This is a genomic window from Streptomyces sp. NPDC111802, from assembly GCF_055634335.1.
In genome coordinates this window covers 70661-88141 of the sequence record NZ_JBVKCZ010000004.1, presented here as the reverse complement: position 1 = coordinate 88141, position 17481 = coordinate 70661, and the positions used below count along the sequence as shown (strand labels likewise).

Annotated in this window: 18 protein-coding genes; 6 read left to right on the top strand and 12 right to left on the bottom strand. The window is 71.8% G+C overall.

Translation table 11 applies throughout. The features are described from left to right. Positions 1-108: 108 nt before the first annotated feature. On the bottom strand, positions 109-1134 hold the full coding sequence (locus ACZ7NC_RS05235; RefSeq protein WP_471485043.1) for an SGNH/GDSL hydrolase family protein: 1026 nt from the start codon (positions 1132-1134) through the stop codon (positions 109-111). A 165-nt stretch (positions 1135-1299) separates the two neighbouring features. On the opposite strand from ACZ7NC_RS05235, the gene ACZ7NC_RS05230 reads away from it, so the two are divergent. Next, entirely contained in the window at positions 1300-2688 is a 1389-nt protein-coding gene (locus ACZ7NC_RS05230) for a cystathionine beta-synthase (RefSeq protein WP_471485041.1), read from the top strand. A gap of 342 nt (positions 2689-3030) precedes the next feature. On the opposite strand, the gene ACZ7NC_RS05225 is transcribed toward ACZ7NC_RS05230, so the two are convergent. Beyond that, complete coding sequence (locus ACZ7NC_RS05225) at positions 3031-3855, bottom strand: helix-turn-helix transcriptional regulator (protein ID WP_471485039.1); 825 nt, start codon at positions 3853-3855, stop codon at positions 3031-3033. A gap of 157 nt (positions 3856-4012) precedes the next feature. On the opposite strand from ACZ7NC_RS05225, the gene ACZ7NC_RS05220 reads away from it, so the two are divergent. Then, positions 4013-4774, top strand: coding sequence for an SDR family oxidoreductase (locus ACZ7NC_RS05220; RefSeq protein ID WP_471485037.1), 762 nt, complete (start codon positions 4013-4015; stop codon positions 4772-4774). Positions 4775-4808: 34 nt separating this feature from the next. Here the strand turns inward: ACZ7NC_RS05220 and ACZ7NC_RS05215 are convergent, their stop codons facing one another. From ACZ7NC_RS05215 to ACZ7NC_RS05195, 5 genes are all read right to left on the bottom strand, one after another. Further along, positions 4809-5249, bottom strand: coding sequence for a hypothetical protein (locus tag ACZ7NC_RS05215; RefSeq protein WP_471485036.1), 441 nt, complete (start codon positions 5247-5249; stop codon positions 4809-4811). Between the two features lie 81 nt (positions 5250-5330). After that, positions 5331-6263: an ABC transporter substrate-binding protein gene (locus ACZ7NC_RS05210; protein ID WP_471485034.1), complete on the bottom strand. Its 933-nt coding sequence runs from the start codon at positions 6261-6263 to the stop codon at positions 5331-5333. 11 nt (positions 6264-6274) lie between these two features. Continuing rightward, the gene (locus ACZ7NC_RS05205; RefSeq protein ID WP_471485032.1) at positions 6275-6937 is read right to left on the bottom strand and encodes an ABC transporter permease; all 663 of its coding nucleotides are present in this window, start codon (positions 6935-6937) and stop codon (positions 6275-6277) included. A 1-nt stretch (position 6938) separates the two neighbouring features. Continuing rightward, positions 6939-7580: an ABC transporter permease gene (locus tag ACZ7NC_RS05200; protein ID WP_471485030.1), complete on the bottom strand. Its 642-nt coding sequence runs from the start codon at positions 7578-7580 to the stop codon at positions 6939-6941. Next, positions 7577-8611, bottom strand: a complete 1035-nt coding sequence (locus ACZ7NC_RS05195; RefSeq protein WP_471485029.1) for an ABC transporter ATP-binding protein — start codon at positions 8609-8611, stop codon at positions 7577-7579. Before ACZ7NC_RS05195 ends, ACZ7NC_RS05200 begins: the two co-directional genes overlap by 4 nt. 141 nt (positions 8612-8752) lie before the next feature. On the opposite strand from ACZ7NC_RS05195, the gene ACZ7NC_RS05190 reads away from it, so the two are divergent. The 3 genes from ACZ7NC_RS05190 to ACZ7NC_RS05180 all read left to right on the top strand — a co-directional run bounded on the left by ACZ7NC_RS05190 (position 8753) and on the right by ACZ7NC_RS05180 (position 11810). Then, positions 8753-10270: an aromatic amino acid ammonia-lyase gene (locus ACZ7NC_RS05190; protein ID WP_471485027.1), complete on the top strand. Its 1518-nt coding sequence runs from the start codon at positions 8753-8755 to the stop codon at positions 10268-10270. Beyond that, complete coding sequence (locus ACZ7NC_RS05185; RefSeq protein ID WP_471485026.1) at positions 10267-11127, top strand: MurR/RpiR family transcriptional regulator; 861 nt, start codon at positions 10267-10269, stop codon at positions 11125-11127. The genes ACZ7NC_RS05190 and ACZ7NC_RS05185 overlap by 4 nt, the downstream gene beginning before the upstream one ends. A 95-nt stretch (positions 11128-11222) precedes the next feature. Next, complete coding sequence (locus tag ACZ7NC_RS05180) at positions 11223-11810, top strand: hypothetical protein (RefSeq protein WP_471485024.1); 588 nt, start codon at positions 11223-11225, stop codon at positions 11808-11810. Between the two features lies 1 nt (position 11811). Here the strand turns inward: ACZ7NC_RS05180 and ACZ7NC_RS05175 are convergent, their stop codons facing one another. The 5 genes from ACZ7NC_RS05175 to ACZ7NC_RS05155 form a co-directional block, all read right to left on the bottom strand. Beyond that, entirely contained in the window at positions 11812-12186 is a 375-nt protein-coding gene (locus ACZ7NC_RS05175; RefSeq protein WP_471485023.1) for a roadblock/LC7 domain-containing protein, read from the bottom strand. 14 nt (positions 12187-12200) lie between these two features. Continuing rightward, positions 12201-12701 carry a roadblock/LC7 domain-containing protein gene (locus tag ACZ7NC_RS05170; protein ID WP_471485021.1) on the bottom strand — a complete coding sequence of 167 codons (501 nt, stop codon included), beginning with the start codon at positions 12699-12701 and terminating at the stop codon, positions 12201-12203. 79 nt (positions 12702-12780) lie between these two features. Beyond that, on the bottom strand, positions 12781-13572 hold the full coding sequence (locus ACZ7NC_RS05165) for a transcriptional regulator (RefSeq protein ID WP_471485020.1): 792 nt from the start codon (positions 13570-13572) through the stop codon (positions 12781-12783). Continuing rightward, entirely contained in the window at positions 13569-13961 is a 393-nt protein-coding gene (locus ACZ7NC_RS05160) for a hypothetical protein (protein WP_471485019.1), read from the bottom strand. The genes ACZ7NC_RS05165 and ACZ7NC_RS05160 overlap by 4 nt, the downstream gene beginning before the upstream one ends. A gap of 181 nt (positions 13962-14142) precedes the next feature. Further along, on the bottom strand, positions 14143-15537 hold the full coding sequence (locus tag ACZ7NC_RS05155) for a type III PLP-dependent enzyme domain-containing protein (RefSeq protein WP_471485375.1): 1395 nt from the start codon (positions 15535-15537) through the stop codon (positions 14143-14145). A gap of 146 nt (positions 15538-15683) precedes the next feature. Between ACZ7NC_RS05155 and hutU the strand changes: the two genes are divergently transcribed. Continuing rightward, a complete protein-coding gene (hutU, locus tag ACZ7NC_RS05150; protein WP_471485017.1) occupies positions 15684-17348 on the top strand; it encodes a urocanate hydratase in 1665 nt (554 codons plus the stop codon). The last annotated feature ends 133 nt before the right edge of the window (positions 17349-17481 follow it).

Here is a 17481-nt window from a genome sequence, read left to right as displayed (position 1 = left end):
GCAGGGCTGTGAGGGAAGTTACCCGTACGTACGCACAGGGTCACGGGTGTGGCGGTGTGACCCTGACCGCAATTTTCTAAGCGCTTGCTTTCCTCGCGCCCGCCGCATTCACGACGACGGCGTCACCGGCGCACGGTCCGGCTCCGGGACGCGGCGCCGGCGGCGGCGTTTCAGCAGGGCCCAGGGGCCCTTCGGGCCGGTCGGCATCGCTGCGGTGACCTCGGTGCCGGCCTCCGACGCGGCCTCGGCCGCGGCTCGGGCGACCGGGAGGAAGCCCTCGCGGCGGGTGACGTCGGGGCGCTCCTCCTCCGCCGGCCACAGGCCGAGCGTCGCGCAGACCGTCGGCAGGACCGCCATCGCCGCGGTGGCGTACCCCTCCGCGGAGGGGTGGTAGTTGTCGGGGCCGAAGAGCTCCCGTGGGTTCGCCTCGAACTCCGGGCCCAGCAGGTCGCCGAGGGAGACCGTACGGCCGCCCTGTTCCACCACACCGATCGTCTGGGCCGCCGCCAATTGCCGAGACGCCCGGCGGGCCAGCCAGCGCAGCGGCTGCTGCACCGGTTCGATCGTGCCCAGGTCGGGGCAGGTGCCGACGACCACCTCCGCACCGGCCGTGCGCAGCCGGCGTACCGCCGAGGACAGATGGCGGACCGAGCGGGTCGGCGGCATACGGTTCGTGACGTCGTTGGCGCCGATCATGATCACGCAGACGTCGGGTGTCAGGGCGGGATCGGCGAGCACCAGGGCCACCTGGCGGTCCAGGTCGTCCGAGCGGGCGCCCGGCAGGGCCGCATTGCGCAGGACCACCGGACGCTCCGCCACCGCCGCCAGCCCCGAGGCGAGCAGCGCGCCCGGCGTCTGGGCCGCCCGGTGCACGCCCTGGCCCGCGGCCGTGGAGTCACCCAGCATCGTCAGGCGCAGCGGCGGCTCACCGGGGGTGTCGTAGAGGTGGCCGTACCGGCCGTCGGCGTTCGGTACGTGGTTGCTGGTGCCGTTGCCCACATGGCGCCTGGCCATCCGCACCTCGGCGAGCACCAGACCCACGGCCGCCGCGCCGGCCAGACCGACGCCGCCTCCGCCGTACGCGGCGCCCGCCGCGATCCGTCGGGCCACCCTCGCCCTCGACATGCTCGTCATGCGTCGCCGCCACCTCCTCATAGCCGTACATCAACTGCTTGCCCCGCACGGACCGTGGCCCAATCCCAACGGCGAGTGAACGACCTTCACCGGCCCCGCGGGCCACCGGGCCGTAGGCTGGCGGAACCACTACGACCACCCCTTTTGCAGCATCCGGAGACAACGGTGCATTTTCACGACTCGATGATCAGTCTCGTCGGCAACACCCCGCTGGTGAGGCTCAACAACGTGACCAAGGGCATCCAGGCCACCGTCCTGGCCAAGGTCGAGTACTTCAACCCGGGCGGCTCCGTGAAGGACCGCATCGCGCTGCGCATGATCGAGGCGGCGGAGGAGAGCGGCGCGCTCAAGCCCGGCGGCACCATCGTCGAGCCCACCAGCGGCAACACCGGTGTCGGGCTCGCCATCGTGGCCCAGCAGAAGGGGTACAAGTGCATCTTCGTGTGCCCCGACAAGGTGAGCACGGACAAGATCAATGTGCTGCGGGCGTACGGGGCCGAGGTGGTCGTCTGCCCCACCGCCGTCGATCCCGAGCACCCGGACTCGTACTACAACGTCTCCGACCGCCTCGTGCGCGAGACGCCCGGCGCCTGGAAGCCCGACCAGTACTCCAACCCCAACAACCCGCTCTCCCACTACCACTCCACCGGCCCCGAGCTGTGGGAGCAGACCGAGGGGAAGATCACCCACTTCGTGGCGGGCGTGGGCACCGGCGGGACCATCTCGGGGACCGGGCGGTATCTGAAGGACGTCAGCGACGGCAAGGTCAAGGTCATCGGCGCCGACCCCGAGGGCTCGGTGTACTCCGGCGGCTCCGGGCGGCCGTATCTCGTCGAGGGCGTCGGTGAGGACTTCTGGCCGACCGCGTACGACCGGACCGTCGCCGACGAGATCGTCGCCGTGTCCGACAAGGACTCCTTCCAGATGACCCGGCGGCTGGCGAAGGAGGAGGGCCTGCTGGTGGGCGGGTCGTGCGGCATGGCTGTCGTGGGCGCGCTGCGGGTCGCCGAGCGGCTGGGCCCGGACGACGTGGTGGTCGTGCTGCTGCCCGACAGCGGCCGGGGTTACCTCTCCAAGATCTTCAACGACGAGTGGATGGCCGACTACGGCTTCCTGGAGGACGAGGGCCCGAGCGCGCGCGTCGCCGACGTCCTCAACGACAAGGAGCACGGCGCCATCCCGTCCCTCGTCCATATGCACCCGGACGAGACGGTCGGCCAGGCCATCGAGGTGCTGCGCGAGTACGGCGTCTCGCAGATGCCGATCGTGAAGCCGGGCGCCGGCCACCCCGACGTCATGGCCGCCGAGGTCGTCGGGTCGGTCGTCGAACGGGAGCTGCTGGACGCGCTGTTCACCAAGCGGGCCTCGCTGGAGGACCCGCTGGAGAAGCACATGTCGGCGCCGCTGCCGCAGGTCGGCTCCGGTGAGCCGGTCGGGGACCTGATGTCGGTGCTGGGCGCGGCGGACGCGGCGATCGTGCTGGTCGAGGGCAAGCCGACCGGTGTGGTCAGCCGGCAGGACCTGCTGGCCTTCCTGGCCAAGGGCGGGAAGTAGCGGCGAACCTGCGGTGAACGGGCCGTGTCGGCGGCGAACTTGCGGTGACCTGGGCCGATCGGACCGTCGCGGAACTGGTACGAGCGCGTCACGTCCGCGCAGCACCCGCTTAACACGGGTCCGGCACATTAGTGGGTGTCGGCAGGGCGGGAGCGGCTCCCCGCCCCCGCCGGCACCAAAACGGCGTCACGGACCTCCGGAGCGGCTCCCGGACCTCCACCGACGCCTAGGACGCGCAAGCCCGGCCCTGACCCGGCCCGCGTCCCTCGCGGGGACCGCCGTCGTCCCGCCCCCCGGAAACGGGGGTGCGGCGGTCCCCGCGCACAGCTCTTTCGACAGGCCCTACGCGTTGGCCGTCGTCCAACTGGCCAGCAGCGCGAGCCTCTCCGCCGTCTCCGAGCCCCGCTCCGGCGTGTACACCACCAGCGTCTGGTCCGGATCCGTCTGGATGGTCATGGTCTCGTACGGCAGGGTCAGCGGGCCCGTGAGCGGGTGGCGGAGGCGTTTCGTGCCGGACATGCAGGCCTTGACCTGGTGGTACACCCACAGACGGCGGAAGTCCTCGCTCTTGACGGACAGTTCGCCCACGAGGGCGCTCAGCTCCTGGTCGTCGGGACGGTGGCCCGCGTTCAGGCGGAGGTGGGCCACCGCCTGGGCGGCGATCGCGGGCCAGTCCGGGTAGAGGTCGTGGGCGGCTGGGTCCAGGAAGACATGCCGGGGGATGTTGCGGTCGGCGGGTGCCGCCCGGCTGTAAGCGCTGATCGCGTCGGCGAGGGAGTTCCACGCCAGGACGTCCATGCGCGGGCCGATGACGAAGGCCGGCGTGCGGTCCATGCTGTCCAGCAGCGCCTGGACGCCGGGGCGGACGCGAGCCGACTGCGCGCGAGGTGCGCCTCGGCGTGGCCGGGCCACCGTACGCAGGTAGGCGTGCTCGGTCTCGTCCAGCCGCAGGACCCGTGCGACGGCGTCCAGGACGGCGTCGGAGACATGCTGCCCCCGCCCCTGCTCCAGCCGGACGTAGTAGTCGACGCTCACCCCCGCCAGCTGCGCCACCTCCTCGCGGCGCAGGCCCGGAACGCGGCGCCGCCCGTACGAGGACAGCCCCACCTCCTCCGGCTGGATCCGGCCGCGGCGCGAGCGCAGGAAGTCTCCCAGGTCCCCGTCCATGGGTTCGAGCGTAGCCGCGCGGTGGACCCTGAGCCTGGTACTGCCAGACACAGGAACAACACATCCCTGGGTAGGGCGGGCGCGGCGGCCGAGGGTGGGGGGTGTTCGCCAGTCGCCGGGGAGACGCCCCGGTGGCTCCCTCACCTGGAGGAGTCCCATGTCGTACGAGAACCTGACCGGCCGTACCGCCGTCGTGACCGGAGCGGCGAGCGGGATCGGCGAGGCCATCGCCGTGCTGCTCGCCGAGCGGGGAGCGCGGGTCGCCCTGCTGGCCCGGCGCGCGCAGCGGCTGGACGAGCTCGCCGCGAAGATCACGGCGGGCGGCGGTGCCGCGCTGGCCGTCGTCGCGGACGTCACCGACGACGCGTCCGTGGCCGCCGCGGCGGAGTGCGTCCACGAGGCGTACGGGGCCGTCGACCTCGTCGTCAACAACGCCGGTGTCATGCTGGGCAACCCGGTGGAGGCGGGGCGGCTCGACGAGTGGCAGCGGATGATCGACACCAATGTGACCGGGGTGCTGCGTATCGTCCGGGAGTTCACCGGTGATCTGGTGGCGGCGGCCGCGGACGGCCGCACGGCCGACCTGGTGAACATCTCGTCCATCGGCGCGCACCTCGCCTTCCCCAACTACGGGGTGTACGGGGCGACCAAGGCCGCGATCACCCATCTCTCCCAGTGCCTGCGCACCGAGTTCGGGCCGCGGGACGTGCGGGTCACCAACATCGAGCCCGGGTTCGTGGAGAGCGAGCTGCGGCTGCACACCGACAACGACGAGGTGTCGGGGCAGGTCGACGGCATGCTGGAGGTCGTGGGCGCGCTGGCGGCCGAGGAGCTCGCCGACGTGGTGGCGTACGCGGCGAGCCGGCCCCGGCATGTGAACCTGCGGCAGATCATGGCGATGCCGACCCGGCAGGCATGAGCGCCACGACGCCGGCGGGGACGCTCGGGGAGGCTCAGTCCTCCCAGCGGTCCTCGTCCTTGGCCGGCTTGCGGCGCCAGCTGCGGAAGAGGCCGGGGTTGGTGCGGGCCGCCTGGACGACGTTGACCCCCACGATGCCGACCCAGGCGACCAGCAGGCCGGGGAGGTGGGCCACGCCGCCGCCGATCGCCGACAGGGGGATCGCCAGTACCAGCGAGACGATGCCGAAGCCGAAGCGCTCGCCGAAGGTGTCCGTGGTCTTCGGCGACCGCGCCCCCCGGGCCACCACCATCTGCTGCTCGGCCAGCTGCCGCCGCAGCCGGCGCTCGACAGCTCCGTCGATGCGCTGGTCGACCTTCTCCATGAACGAGTCGACCAGCGCGGACTCGTAGTCGTCGCCCAGTTCCCTGCGTGCCTGCAGGGTGGCGTTGAGTTCCTTCTTGAGCTCGGTGTCCCGCGCATCCATTCCGGTCATGCAGCCACGGTAGGCAGCGGGACAGGGGGCCGCACTGGGGTTAGCCCCCCTGTTCGGATGGGGGTGTACGGCACTGTGCCGTCACTTCACCAGCCCGTGCTCCTTGGCGTACGCGTTCGCCACGTCCTCCGGGTCCTTCTTGTCCTTGTCGACCTGCCGGTTCAGCTCGGTGAGCTGGGCGGTGGTCAGGGTGCTGCCGAGGCGCGCGAGGGCCTTGCGGACCGTGGAGTCCGCTTTGCGGTCGGCGATGAGGGGGACGACGTGCTGGCCGGGGATGAGGTTCTTGGGGTCGGTCAGGACCACCCAGCCGTTGTCCAGGATGTCGGTGTCGGTGGTGAACAGGTTCGCCACGTCCACGTCCCCCTTTTTCAGGGCGCCCTTGACGAGCGGTCCGGAGGAGTCGAGCGACTTGAACTCCTTGAATTCCACGCCGTACACCTCCTTGAGGCCGACGACGCCGACCCGACGCGTCTTCACCTCGGGGGCGGCGCCGATGACGAGCTTGCCGTTCAGCTTCTTCAGGTCGGCGAGGGAGGTCAGGCCGTACTTCTGTGCCGTCTCCTTGGTGACGGCGAAGGCGTCGGCGTCCTCGGCCGCGCCGTACGGCAGTACCTGAAGTCCGGTGGGCAGGGCGATGGTGATGTCGTTCTGCATCGCGCCCTCCTCCGTCGCCGTGGCCTTGGTGTCGAGGTAGGTCAGGAGCGCGCCCTGGTACTCGGGCAGGAGGTCGATGTCGCCGCTCTTCAGGGCGGGGAAGACGATTTCGCGGGTGCCGAGGTTGGGGCGGACGCTCACCTGCACGCCGGCCGCGTCGAGTACGGCGGCGTAGAGGTAGCCGAGCACCTGGTTCTCGGTGAAGTTGGCGGTGCCGATGGTGATGCCGCCCTTGCTGGAGCCGCCGCCGGCGCCGGAGCCGCCCTGGCTTTCCAGGGAGGTGATGCCGCTGGAGCAGGCGGCGAGGGCGGGGACGGAGGCGGCTGCGAAGAGGCCGCCGAGGAGAGTACGTCGGTTCATCGGAAGGGTCCCTAGGCAGTGCGGTGGCGGAAGAGGAAGCGCTGGAGGCCGGACAGGGCCAGGTCGAGGGCTACGGCGACCACGGCGACCAGCACCGCGCCGCCGAGCACCTGCACGAGGTCGCGCTGGGCGAGGCCGTCGAAGACGTAGCGGCCCAGGCCGCCGAAGGAGACGTAGGCGGCGATCGTCGCCGTGGCCACGACCTGGATCAGTGCCAGACGCAGGCCCGTCATGATCAGCGGGAGGGCTAGGGGGAGCTCCACCTGGAAGAGGACCTGGTGGCCGCGCATCCCCTGCCCGCGCGCCGCGTCCTTCACGTCCGGGTCGACGGCCGTCATCCCCGCGTAGGTGTTGGTGACGATCGCCGGGACCGCGAGGGCGACCAGGGCGACGTAGACCGGCAGCATGGACAGTCCGCCGGCCAGGAAGACCAGCACGACCAGGCCGACGGTCGGCAGGGCGCGGCCGAAGGACGCGAGGTTGATCGCGAGGAAGGCGCCCCTGCCGGTGTGGCCGATCAGCAGGCCGACGGGGAGGCCGATCGCGGCCGCGATGAGCGTGGCGAGGAGGGAGTACTGGAGGTGCTCGGCCAGGCGGTGTCCGATGCCGTCAGGGCCGGACCACTGCTCGCCGCTGACCAGCCATTCGCCGAGGTTCTTGAAGAGTTCGTACATGTCAGGCTCGCCGCCTCCGCCACGGGGTCAGGACGTACTGGACAGCGACCAGCAGCGCGTCCGCGACCACCGCCAGCAGGAGGGTGAGGACCACTCCGACGATCACCGGGGTGGGGAAGTTGCGCTGGAAGCCGTCGGTGAAGAGCTGGCCGAGGCCGCCGTCGCCGATATAGGTCGCGACCGAGACCAGGGAGATGGACATGACGGTCGCGATCCGGACGCCGGCCATGATCACGGGGAGCGCGAGCGGGAACTCGACCGTCAGGAGCGTGCGCAGGGGGCGCGTGCCCATCGCCTTCGCGGCCTCCTTCACCTTCACGGGGACCGAGTCGAGGCCCTCGACAGTGTTCCGCAGCAGGACGACCAGGGTGTAGACGGTCAGGCCGATCACGGTCGTGGTGCGGGTGAGGCCCGACACCGGGAGCAGAAGCACGAAGATCGCGATCGACGGGATCGTGAACAGGACGTTCGAGAGGCCGAGCAGGAAGCCGCGCAGCGGGCGGATCCGGTGCGCGACCACCGCGAGGGGCAGCGAGATCAGTACGCCGAGGAAGACGGCGGTCAGCGCGGCCTGGAGGTGGGAGATCGTCAGGGTGGTGAGGTCGTCGGTGTGGTCGCCTATCCACGACCAGTCGATGGTCATGCCGCCACCCGGGCATCCGAGTGCGCCTGGCCCGCGTGCTGGTGGATGTCGTCGCGGGAGGAGACGCCGGTGAGGGCGCCGTCCGCGTCGACGCGGGCTATCAGGCCGGTGGGCGAGGCGAGGGACTCGTCGAGGGCCGACAGGAGGGAGTCGTCGTCCTTCAGCGGTCGTACGGGGAGTTCGGCGTCCTTCGACGCCCAGTGCAGGGGCTTGTTCGCCGCGTCGAGCACCAGGCTCCAGTCGCCGCCCTCCGGCGCCGGGCCCTGCGGGACCTTCGCGAGGGTCTTCAGGGACAGCAGCTTCAGGCCGCGCTCGGCGCCGAGGAAGTCGGCCACGAAGTCGTCGGCGGGGCGGGCGAGGAGTTCGGTGGGGGAGGCGCACTGGACGAGGTGGCCGCCGGTGCGGAAGATCGCGATCTGGTCGCCGAGGCGTACGGCCTCGTCGACGTCGTGCGTGACGAAGACGATGGTCTTGCTCAACTCCTTCTGGAGTCTGAGCAGTTCGTCCTGGAGCTGGGCGCGCACGACGGGGTCGACCGCGCCGAACGGCTCGTCCATCAGCAGCACCGGCGGGTCGGCCGCGAGCGCGCGGGCGACACCGACGCGCTGCTGCTGGCCGCCGGAGAGCTGGTGCGGGTAGCGCCCGCCGGCGTCGGCCGCGAGACCGACGGTCTCCAGGAGCTCGGCCGCGCGGGAGCGTGCCTTGCGGCGGCTCCAGCCCAGCAGCAGCGGCACGGTGGCGACGTTGTCGAGCACCGTGCGGTGCGGGAAGAGGCCCGCCTGCTGGATGACGTACCCGATGGAGCGGCGCAGCTCGGCGGCGTCCTGCCGGGTGACGTCCTTGCCACCGACCCGGATGGTGCCGGAGGTCGGCTCGACCATCCGGTTGATCATCCGCAGGGTGGTCGTCTTGCCACAACCGGAGGATCCGACCAGGACGGTCACGCCGCCCTCCGGCACCTCCAGGGAGAGATCGTGGACTGCTGTCGTGCCGTTGGGGAAGCGCTTGTGGACCGCGTCGAACTGGATCATGAGATGTCCCTTGCCCGGCTGTATAACGTCATGCAGAGTTCTCGGTAGGTGAATAAGTTGTCAACGGGTTGGTGTAAATCCGAAGTAACGGATGACTGAAGTGCAAGATCGAGTGTCCGGATTGAGGGGTGTTTGAGCTTTATGTCGTCTCGGATCGTGGACACGCCGGATGCTGTGTCGTCCGGGCATACCGCCTTGGTCGTCCTCGACGGGATCGGGATCGGCGTCGAGGACGTCGTGCGTCTTGCCGAGGGGGCCGCGCGGCCGGTGCCCGCGACCGACGCGATGAAGCGTGCCGAGGAGTCCTGGGACGCGGCCCGCCTCATCGCCGCGACCGGGCGTGTCTACGGCCGCTCCACCGGTGTGGGCGCCAACCGGAACGAGGACGTACCCACCGAGGCCGCCGCCGAGCACGGCCTGCGCCTGCTGCGCAGCCACGCCGGCGCGATCGGTGAGGAGCTGCCCGCCCGGCAGGTGCGGGCCATGCTCGCCGTACGCGCCAACCAGCTGCTGGCCGGGGGCGCGGGCCTCAGGCCCACCGTCATCACCGCGCTGTGCGAGGCGCTGGAGAGCGGCGCCCACCCGGTCGTGAACGAGTTCGGCTCGGTCGGCACCGGAGACCTCGCCGCGCTGGCCCAGACCGGCCTCGCGCTGGCCGGCGAGCATCCCTGGCGCGGCTCCGGATCCCCCGAACCGCAGCCGCTCGACAACAACGACGCCCTCGCGTTCATCAGCAGCAACGCCCTCACCCTCGGCCAGGCGGCCCTGGCCCTGCACGAACTGCGCGGGCTCGTCGCCGCCACCCAGGTCGTCGCCGCCCTGTCACTGCTCGCCGTCGACGGCTCCCACGAGGCGTACGCCGCCCCCGTGCACACCGCCCGACCGCACCGGGGCAGCACCGAAGTCGCCCGCCGGATGCGGGAGTTGATCGGCGCCGAGGACCGGCCCACCCCGCCGCTGGGCCGGATCCAGGACCCGTACGGCTTCCGCTGCCTGCCCCAGATCCACGGCCCCGCGAACGACGCCGCCGACGCCCTGGAGGAGGTGCTCGCGGTCGAGATCAACGCCGCCGCCGAGAACCCCCTCATCTCCCCCGAGGACATGGCCGCCTACCACCACGGCGGCTTCTATCAGGCCCAACTCGCCCTCGCCCTCGACCACTTCAGGCTTGCGCTGACCCAGGTGGCGCGGCTGTCGACCTCCCGGCTGTCCACCCTGAACGAGCCCGCCTACACCCGTCTGAAGCCCTTCCTCGCCGACCAGGAGCCCGCCTCGTCCGGCGTGATGATCCTGGAGTACGCCGCCGCGGCCGCCCTGGGCGACCTGCGCGCCTTCTCCGCTCCCGCCTCGCTCGGCCACGCTGTACTCTCCCGGGGCGTGGAGGAGCAGGCCAGCTTCGCCTCGCTCGCCGCGCGGCAGACCTTGCGCGCGTGCGGCGCGTACCGTCTCGTCGTCGGCTGTGAACTGGTCGCCGCCGTGCGGGCGTTGCGCCAGCGCGGTCTGAGGCCCGACCCTGAGCTTCCGGTCGGCCGGGCGATGGCGCTGGCCGAGTCGGTGCTCGACGACGACCTGGTTGATCGTCCGCTCACCGATGATGTGACGGCGGCGGCCGCACTGCTGGACCGGTTCACGGAGATCTGGAGGGGGAGCGCGGCATGAGCGCGGACAGGAACACCAACGGGTCGGACAGCCCCGCCGCGCGACTTCAGGCGCTCTTCGAGGGGCACCGGCTCACCCCGACCCAGCGGCGCATCGCGCACAGCATGGTGCGGCGGGCCGCCGACGTGCCGTTCCTGTCCAGCGTGGAGCTGGCCGAGCTGGCCGGGGTCAGCCAGCCCTCCGTGACCCGCTTCGCCGTCGCCCTCGGCTTCGACGGCTACCCGGCGCTGCGCCGGCACCTGCGCGAGGTCGCGCCCGTGGAACAGGCCCCGGACGCCGGCTCGTACAACGAGTACCAGCAGGCCGTGGAGGCCGAGATCGAGAACCTCCGGCACCTGGCCGAGGTGCTCGCCGACCCGCGCCCGGTGCAGAAGGCGGGGCGCCTGCTCTCGGCCTCGCGCCCGCTGCCCGTGCTCGGCCTGCGCGCCGCCGCCTCCCAGGCGTACGGCTTCTCGTACTTCGCCGCCAAGGTCCACCCGGACGTACGGCTGCTGAACGAGGGCGGCACGATGATCCACGACCGGATCGACGCCGCCGTACGGGCCGGCGCGAGCGCCCTGCTCTGCTTCGCGCTGCCCCGGCATCCGCGCGAGGTCGTGGACACCCTGGCCTACGCCAAGGAGGCCGGGCTGACGGTGGTGACCGTGGCCGACTCCGCGTTCGCGCCGGTCGCCAAGGTCTCCGACCTGCTGCTGCCGGCGGCCGTCGGCACGGGCCTCGCCTTCGACACGGCCTGCGCGCCGATGCTGCTCGGCCGGGTCCTGCTGGAGGCGATGTGCGACGACCTGCCGGACGCGCAGGCGCGGCTGGAGGAGTTCGACGCGCGGGCGGCGTCCCGGGGGTTGTTCGTCGAGTGAGTTCTGCCGGGCGGGTGACTTCTTAAGACTCGTCTCACGTTGGCTGGCTAGCGTGCGCGCACAGCAGCTGGCAGACATGGGACGGGAGGCCGGACGTGGCGCGCGCAGGAGGACAGGGGCTGGCTCGGGTGGCCGTCGTCGTACGGGCCGGGTCGGCGCCGTTGTGGTGGCTCGGGGTGTTCGCGGCGGGCATCGGCGTACTGGTTCCGGGTGTCACGGGCCGCAGGATCGGCGTCCTGGCCGGTGCCGCGCTGTTCATCGTGGCGACGGCCGTGGTCGCGTACGCCCGCCGCAAGCGTTACGCCGGCCTGATCCGCTCGGCGGCCCGCGCAGGCAAGCACGATGTGCTCCAGGACCGTGCGGTGGCCGTGCGCAACTGGCGCCAGGGTCACCGCTGGTGGCTGGTGCTCGCCTTCGCCGCCGCGCTGGGCAGCGCGTTCGCCGTGCCCGCGGCGGGCGGGATGCTGCTCGCGGGGTGCGGGGCGGGGCTCCGGCTCAAGGCGGCGTGGCTCGGCCGGCGGGAGCGGGCCGGGAACGCCCTGCTGTGGGTGCGGGTCGACTGGCTCGACAGCCGCGGCGGCCGTCCCGCGGGCAAGGCCGTGAAGGCCTACCGCAGTACGGGCATCGCGGCGGGCGACGCGGCCCCGGGTGGGGCCCGCCGCCGCACCGCGGCGCTGGTCTAGGTCAGACTTCCAGATCCTCCTCGATCTTCTTCAACTGGTGCCGGGCCATCGCCAGATTGGCCCGCTTCGCGTCGAGGACCAGGTACAGGAAGAGGCCGTTGCCCCCGCGCCCGGTGATCAGCCGGATCAGGTGGTACTGGTCGGTGAGGGTGATCAGGATGTCCTCGATGCCGCCCTTGAGGCCGAGGTGCTCCATGGTGCGCATCTTGGCGCGGACGACGTCGGTGTTGCCGGCGGCGGCGACATTGAGGTCGAAGCTCTTGCCGCCGCCCAGCGTGCCCAGCGCCATCCCGCTGGTGTAGTCGACGAGCGCGGCCCCGGTCGCGCCCTCGATCGAGGCGAGGCATTCCTTCAGCGTGGTCTCGGTGTTGGCCATGATGTGTGTTCCTCTCAACTCTCGGTAGTGGTGCGCGCGTTGGCGGTGGTGCGTGCGGCACGCGCGTTCTTCGTGCGGGTGGGCATGGGTTTGGCGGGCTCCTTGGCGGAGCTCTTGGCAGGGCTCCTCCGGGGAGGCGCGGTCGCCTCCGCGTCGACGAGCTCGCCGATCCGGGCTCCGGCGCGGCGCCCTTCCAGGTGCAGCCGGCCGACGTTGACGCCGTCGGTGGCGAGCAGCGTCAGCACGGCCGTACGGCCCGCCGCGTACGTCGCGACATAGCCGTCCGTGCCGCGCACGAGCAGTTCGCGGAAGTCGCCCCGTCCGGTCGCGTCCGCCACCCGCACCGCGACGCCCAGTGCGGCGGCGGTCAGGGCGGCGAGGCCGTCCGGTTCGACACCGGGGGTGTCGTGGGCGAGGACGAGGCCGTCCACGCCGGCCGCGAGCGCCCCGGTCAGCTGGGGCACTCGGGCTCTGAGCCGACGGAACTCGTCGAGTAGCGGGGCCTCGGCCGCCATCAGGTTTCTCCTCTCGGCCCGGGACCGCTGCGACGGGCGCGGCAACCCGGCCGGCTCGCGGTCCTCGAACGGTTTGCGGTCAAAGGGCCTCCAACGCATCCCTGACCCTCTTCAGCAGCGCGACGTAGGGATCGACGGCAACGTCGGGCGGGGGATCCGGAGCGGGCGGCGGCTGCGGGGACACGAGCCCCGCAGCGGCCAGCCGCCGTATGTGCACCAGCGTGTGGAACGCCGGTCGGCCCAGCTCCCGCGCGATGTCCACGGCCCTGCGCACGCCGTCCACCTGCTCCAGCACCGCGGCCTGCCGGGACGGCACCGAGGGCGCCGCGACCGGGTCGGCCCGGATCAGGGGCGCGCCGTCGGTCGCCGGATCGGGCCAGATGCGCCGCAGCAGGGCGCGGCGGCGCAGCGTCTCCCGCTCCAGCTCGGCCACCGGCACCGGATGCACCGCGGCGAGCCAGTGCGCTACGCCGTAGCGGAACCGGCCGGGTGTGCTGCTGGGGCCGAGCGCGAAGTACGCGGCGTCGTACAGCACGCTCACCTGGGCCAGCTCCAGCACCCCCGGTGTCACGCCGTACCGCGCCAGCCGCCCCTCGTCGGCGCTTTCCTCGACGTCCCGCCAGGTCTCGGCGTCCAGGGTGCCGTGAGCCGTGAGGAGCATGCCGAGGCCGGGCGCGAGCGGGCTCTCGGCGTGCACCACCCGGCCCTCGGCCAGGTGGAGCGTGCCGTGCTCGCGGTCCAGGACGCCGGTGGCCTTCTCGTCCGCGAGCCGGGTCAGCATCGGCGAGACGCCGCTCCCGGACCGCTCAAGGGTGCCCGCGCGGTCCCGTACCGGCAGACGCGGCGGCGGGGTGGTTCCGACCACGGTCATCCCAGCACCAGCCGTTCGGCCATCTCACCGAGCCGGATGCGGGCCAGCGCGAGATTGCCGTCCGCGCGGGACAGCCACAGGTACAGAAACACACTGCTGTCGAAGGACGTCGGCACGAACCGCAGCACGTGGTAGCTGTCCCGGTTGCTGAGGATCACGTCCTCCACGGGCGGATCCACAGCGTCCGTGCCGTCCTCCGGCCCGAACGCCTGCTGCTCGGCGGCCAGCCGGGCCAGCTCGGCCGCCTCGGCCGCCGCCGTCTCATGATCGCCACCTGGTGGATCGCCCACGGTGCCCAGGGCCAGCCCGCTGGTCCAGTCGACCAGCGCGGCGCCCCGGGCACCGGGCAGTCGCATCGTCTCCAGCAAGCACTCGTCGATTCCGGGCACCGTCGCTCCCCTCCCGCCTGGGGTTCGGCTGAGTGACGGCCAAACTACGCAACGTGTGTGCGGCGAGTGAGCGTTCGGGCATTTTCCAGTGGAACATGCGCCGAGTGACTAGGGTGGGTCAACTGACCTCGTTTTCGCGTGACTTGATCGCGTATGGCTTACGGCTCCGCATCTGTGTACGTCAACGGCGCTTCGGCGCGGGAAGGGTGGTGAGCGCGGTGACGTGCGCCCCTCCGGATTCGGCCACGATCTCGTCGAGCGACTGCGGCTCGCGCACGGTCGCGAAGGCGATGCCCCCGGCGTCGTCCGGCGCGAAGCCGTAAATGCCGGGCCGGGCCAGGGAGTTGTACGCGTAGTGGTGCGCGAAGTAGTACGCGCCGGTGTCCAGCGCCGCCGCGAAGTCCCCCTGCTCCAGCAAGGGCAGCGCACACCCCTCGGCCAGCAGGTCGCCCGAGAAACAGGCCGGCCCGGCCACGTCCTGCAGCACGGCCGGGCCCTCCTTGGGGCACCCCTTGCCGTCGTACGCGGCGATCCTCAGCGGCCAGCTGCCCGGCGCGTACACCGTCCGCGTGGCCACCTGCACGCCCGCGTGTGTGACCGCCACCGGCCGGCCGCCCGCGCTCTTGGCGTACTCGACCCGCGCCACGACCGTCCCGTGCTTGGCGAGGAGCGAGCGGCCGAACTCCGTGACCAGGCCGTAGCGCCCGTCGAACAGTCCGGGCACCGCCTGGCTCAGCAGCCGTGCGTACTGTGCGTACGTCGGCGTGGTGGCGTCCGAGGCGAAGTTCACCGGCAGCCCGCCGCCGATGTCGAGCGTGTCGATCTGCCGCCGCCCGATCCGCCGGTTGATCTCCTCGGCGAGCGCGTACGCCTCCGCGACCCCCCGGGCCATCAGCGACAGCGGAATGCCCTGCGAACCGGTGTGCGCGTGCAGCCGGGTCAGCCACGGGCGGTCCTGGTAGGCCCGGACGACCCACTCCCGGGCCCCCTCGTCGAGCAGCGCCACCCCGAACTTCGACGTCGCCGTGGCCGTGGACGTCGCCTCGATGGAACCCCCGCCGACCTGCGGATTCACCCGGATCCCGAGCGGTGAGCGGCTGGCGGCGGACCGCATCAGAGCGTCGATGCGGTCCAGCTCCTGCGGGTTGTCGACGTTCACGGCGATACCCAGTGCCAGCGCCTCGCGCAGCTCGGCCGGCGTCTTGGCGGGCGAGTCCAGAACCGTCGTCTCCGGGCCGAGCCCCGCCGCCCGGGCCAACGCCAGCTCGCCCGGGCTCGCCACCTCCGCGCCGATGCCCTCCTCGCGCAGCAGCCGCAGCACCGGCACCAGCGGGGTCGCCTTCACCGCGAAGGCGTGCAGCACGGGCGTGCCCGGCGCCACCACCGCGTCGAACGCCGCCCGCAGCGCCACCGCCGACTCCCGGATGCCGGTGACGTCGAGCAGCCCGACGATGGGGGCGGCGGGCCCGAGCAGCCCCTGCTCCACGGCGGCCCGCACCGCATCGTCCCGCCGGGCGGCCCGCTCGGCGTCCCACGCCGGAATCTCGCTTCCGTTGTCCACAACGTCCCCCGTCATGTCGTTGTACGAGCCCATGCATCCAGCCAAACACCCCGGACGCGACCATGCGGGCGCGCAGATGTATTGACTAGTTCTATTCAGAAGTCCAGGATGTGAATATCCACCTCAACAGTTCGCAGTCACAGTCCGCTGGGAGGCAGACCATGTCAGGACCCCGCCCCGTCCGAGCGCCGCGCGGTACGGAACTGAGTGCCCTGGGATGGCAGCAGGAAGCCGCCCTGCGGATGCTCCAGAACAACCTCGACCCCGAGGTCGCCGAGCACCCCGACAAGCTCGTCGTCTACGGCGGCACCGGCAAGGCCGCACGCGACTGGCGCTCCTTCGACGCGATGGTGCGCACGCTCAAGGGCCTGAAGCAGGACGAGACGATGCTCGTCCAGTCCGGCCGCCCCGTCGGCGTCATGCAGACCCACGAGTGGGCCCCGCGCGTCCTCATCGCCAACTCCAACCTCGTCGGCGACTGGGCCAACTGGGAGGAGTTCCGCCGCCTGGAGGCCCTCGGCCTCACCATGTACGGCCAGATGACCGCCGGCTCCTGGATCTACATCGGCACCCAGGGCATCCTCCAGGGCACCTACGAGACCTTCGCCGCCGTCGCCGCTAAGAAGTTCAACGGCACCCTCGCCGGGACGATCACCCTCACCGCCGGCCTCGGCGGCATGGGCGGCGCCCAGCCGCTCGCGGTGACCATGAACGACGGCGTCGCGATCTGTATCGACTGCGACCCGCGCGCGATCGAGCGCCGCATCGAGCACCGCTACCTGGACGTGAAGGCCGACTCGCTCGACCACGCCCTCCAGCTGGCCACCGAGGCCCGTGACGCCCGCCGTCCGCTGTCCATCGGCGTCCTCGGCAACGCCGCCGAGCTGGTCCCGCAGCTCCTCGCCATGGGCGCCCCCATCGACATCGTCACCGACCAGACCTCGGCCCACGACCCGCTGGCCTACCTGCCGCTGGGCGTCGCCTTCGAGGACATGGCCGATGCCGCCGCCAAGGACCCGGCGGGCTTCACGACCAGGGCCCGCGAGGCGATGGCCAAGCACGTCGAGGCCATGGTCGGCTTCATGGACGCCGGCGCCGAGGTCTTCGACTACGGCAACTCGATCCGCGGCGAGGCCCAACTCGCCGGATACGAGCGGGCGTTCGCCTTCCCCGGGTTCGTGCCGGCGTACATCCGGCCGCTCTTCTGCGAGGGCAAGGGCCCCTTCCGCTGGGCGGCCCTCTCCGGCGACCCGGCCGACATCGCCAAGACCGACAAGGCGATCCTGGACCTGTTCCCGGAGAACGAGTCCCTCGCCCGCTGGATCAAGATGGCCGGCGAGCGGGTGCACTTCCAGGGCCTGCCCGCGCGCATCTGCTGGCTCGGCTACGGGGAGCGGGACAAGGCCGGCGAGCGCTTCAACGACATGGTGGCCTCCGGAGAGCTCGCCGCGCCGCTGGCCATCGGGCGTGACCACCTCGACTGCGGTTCGGTGGCCTCTCCGTACCGCGAGACCGAGGCCATGCTCGACGGGTCCGACGCGATCGCCGACTGGCCGCTGCTGAACGCCATGGTGAACGTCGCTTCCGGTGCCTCCTGGGTGTCCATCCACCACGGCGGTGGCGTCGGCATGGGACGGTCCATCCACGCCGGTCAGGTCACGGTGGCCGACGGTACGAAGCTGGGCGGGGAGAAGATCCGCCGGGTGCTGACGAACGACCCCGGGATGGGTGTCATCCGGCACGTGGACGCGGGCTACGACATCGCGGAGTCGGTCGCCGACGAGCGGGGCGTGCGCGTTCCGATGCGTGAAGGTGACGACGCGTGACGCAGAACGGCAGTGGGCGCAGCGGCAACTCTCCGGCGGGGACCGAGGTCTCGTCGCCGGGTGCTGGTTCGGCCGCGCCCACCGGTTCCGCCCCGCGGAACGACCGCCCACAGCCTGGTGGCTCCTTCCACCA

What these genes read in the sequence shown, in the direction of transcription:
- ACZ7NC_RS05195 (WP_471485029.1), bottom strand. Translation starts at nt 8,611, where the DNA reads ATGATCCAGTTCGACGCGGTCCACAAGCGCTTCCCCAACGGCACGACA.
- ACZ7NC_RS05215 (WP_471485036.1), bottom strand. Translation starts at nt 5,249, where the DNA reads ATGACCGGAATGGATGCGCGGGACACCGAGCTCAAGAAGGAACTCAAC.
- ACZ7NC_RS05235 (WP_471485043.1), bottom strand. Translation starts at nt 1,134, where the DNA reads ATGACGAGCATGTCGAGGGCGAGGGTGGCCCGACGGATCGCGGCGGGC.
- ACZ7NC_RS05210 (WP_471485034.1), bottom strand. Translation starts at nt 6,263, where the DNA reads ATGAACCGACGTACTCTCCTCGGCGGCCTCTTCGCAGCCGCCTCCGTC.
- ACZ7NC_RS05190 (WP_471485027.1), top strand. Translation starts at nt 8,753, where the DNA reads ATGTCGTCTCGGATCGTGGACACGCCGGATGCTGTGTCGTCCGGGCAT.
- ACZ7NC_RS05165 (WP_471485020.1), bottom strand. Translation starts at nt 13,572, where the DNA reads ATGACCGTGGTCGGAACCACCCCGCCGCCGCGTCTGCCGGTACGGGAC.
- ACZ7NC_RS05155 (WP_471485375.1), bottom strand. Translation starts at nt 15,537, where the DNA reads ATGACGGGGGACGTTGTGGACAACGGAAGCGAGATTCCGGCGTGGGAC.
- ACZ7NC_RS05225 (WP_471485039.1), bottom strand. Translation starts at nt 3,855, where the DNA reads ATGGACGGGGACCTGGGAGACTTCCTGCGCTCGCGCCGCGGCCGGATC.
- ACZ7NC_RS05200 (WP_471485030.1), bottom strand. Translation starts at nt 7,580, where the DNA reads ATGACCATCGACTGGTCGTGGATAGGCGACCACACCGACGACCTCACC.
- hutU (WP_471485017.1), top strand. Translation starts at nt 15,684, where the DNA reads ATGTCAGGACCCCGCCCCGTCCGAGCGCCGCGCGGTACGGAACTGAGT.
- ACZ7NC_RS05175 (WP_471485023.1), bottom strand. Translation starts at nt 12,186, where the DNA reads ATGGCCAACACCGAGACCACGCTGAAGGAATGCCTCGCCTCGATCGAG.
- ACZ7NC_RS05170 (WP_471485021.1), bottom strand. Translation starts at nt 12,701, where the DNA reads ATGGCGGCCGAGGCCCCGCTACTCGACGAGTTCCGTCGGCTCAGAGCC.
- ACZ7NC_RS05220 (WP_471485037.1), top strand. Translation starts at nt 4,013, where the DNA reads ATGTCGTACGAGAACCTGACCGGCCGTACCGCCGTCGTGACCGGAGCG.
- ACZ7NC_RS05205 (WP_471485032.1), bottom strand. Translation starts at nt 6,937, where the DNA reads ATGTACGAACTCTTCAAGAACCTCGGCGAATGGCTGGTCAGCGGCGAG.
- ACZ7NC_RS05185 (WP_471485026.1), top strand. Translation starts at nt 10,267, where the DNA reads ATGAGCGCGGACAGGAACACCAACGGGTCGGACAGCCCCGCCGCGCGA.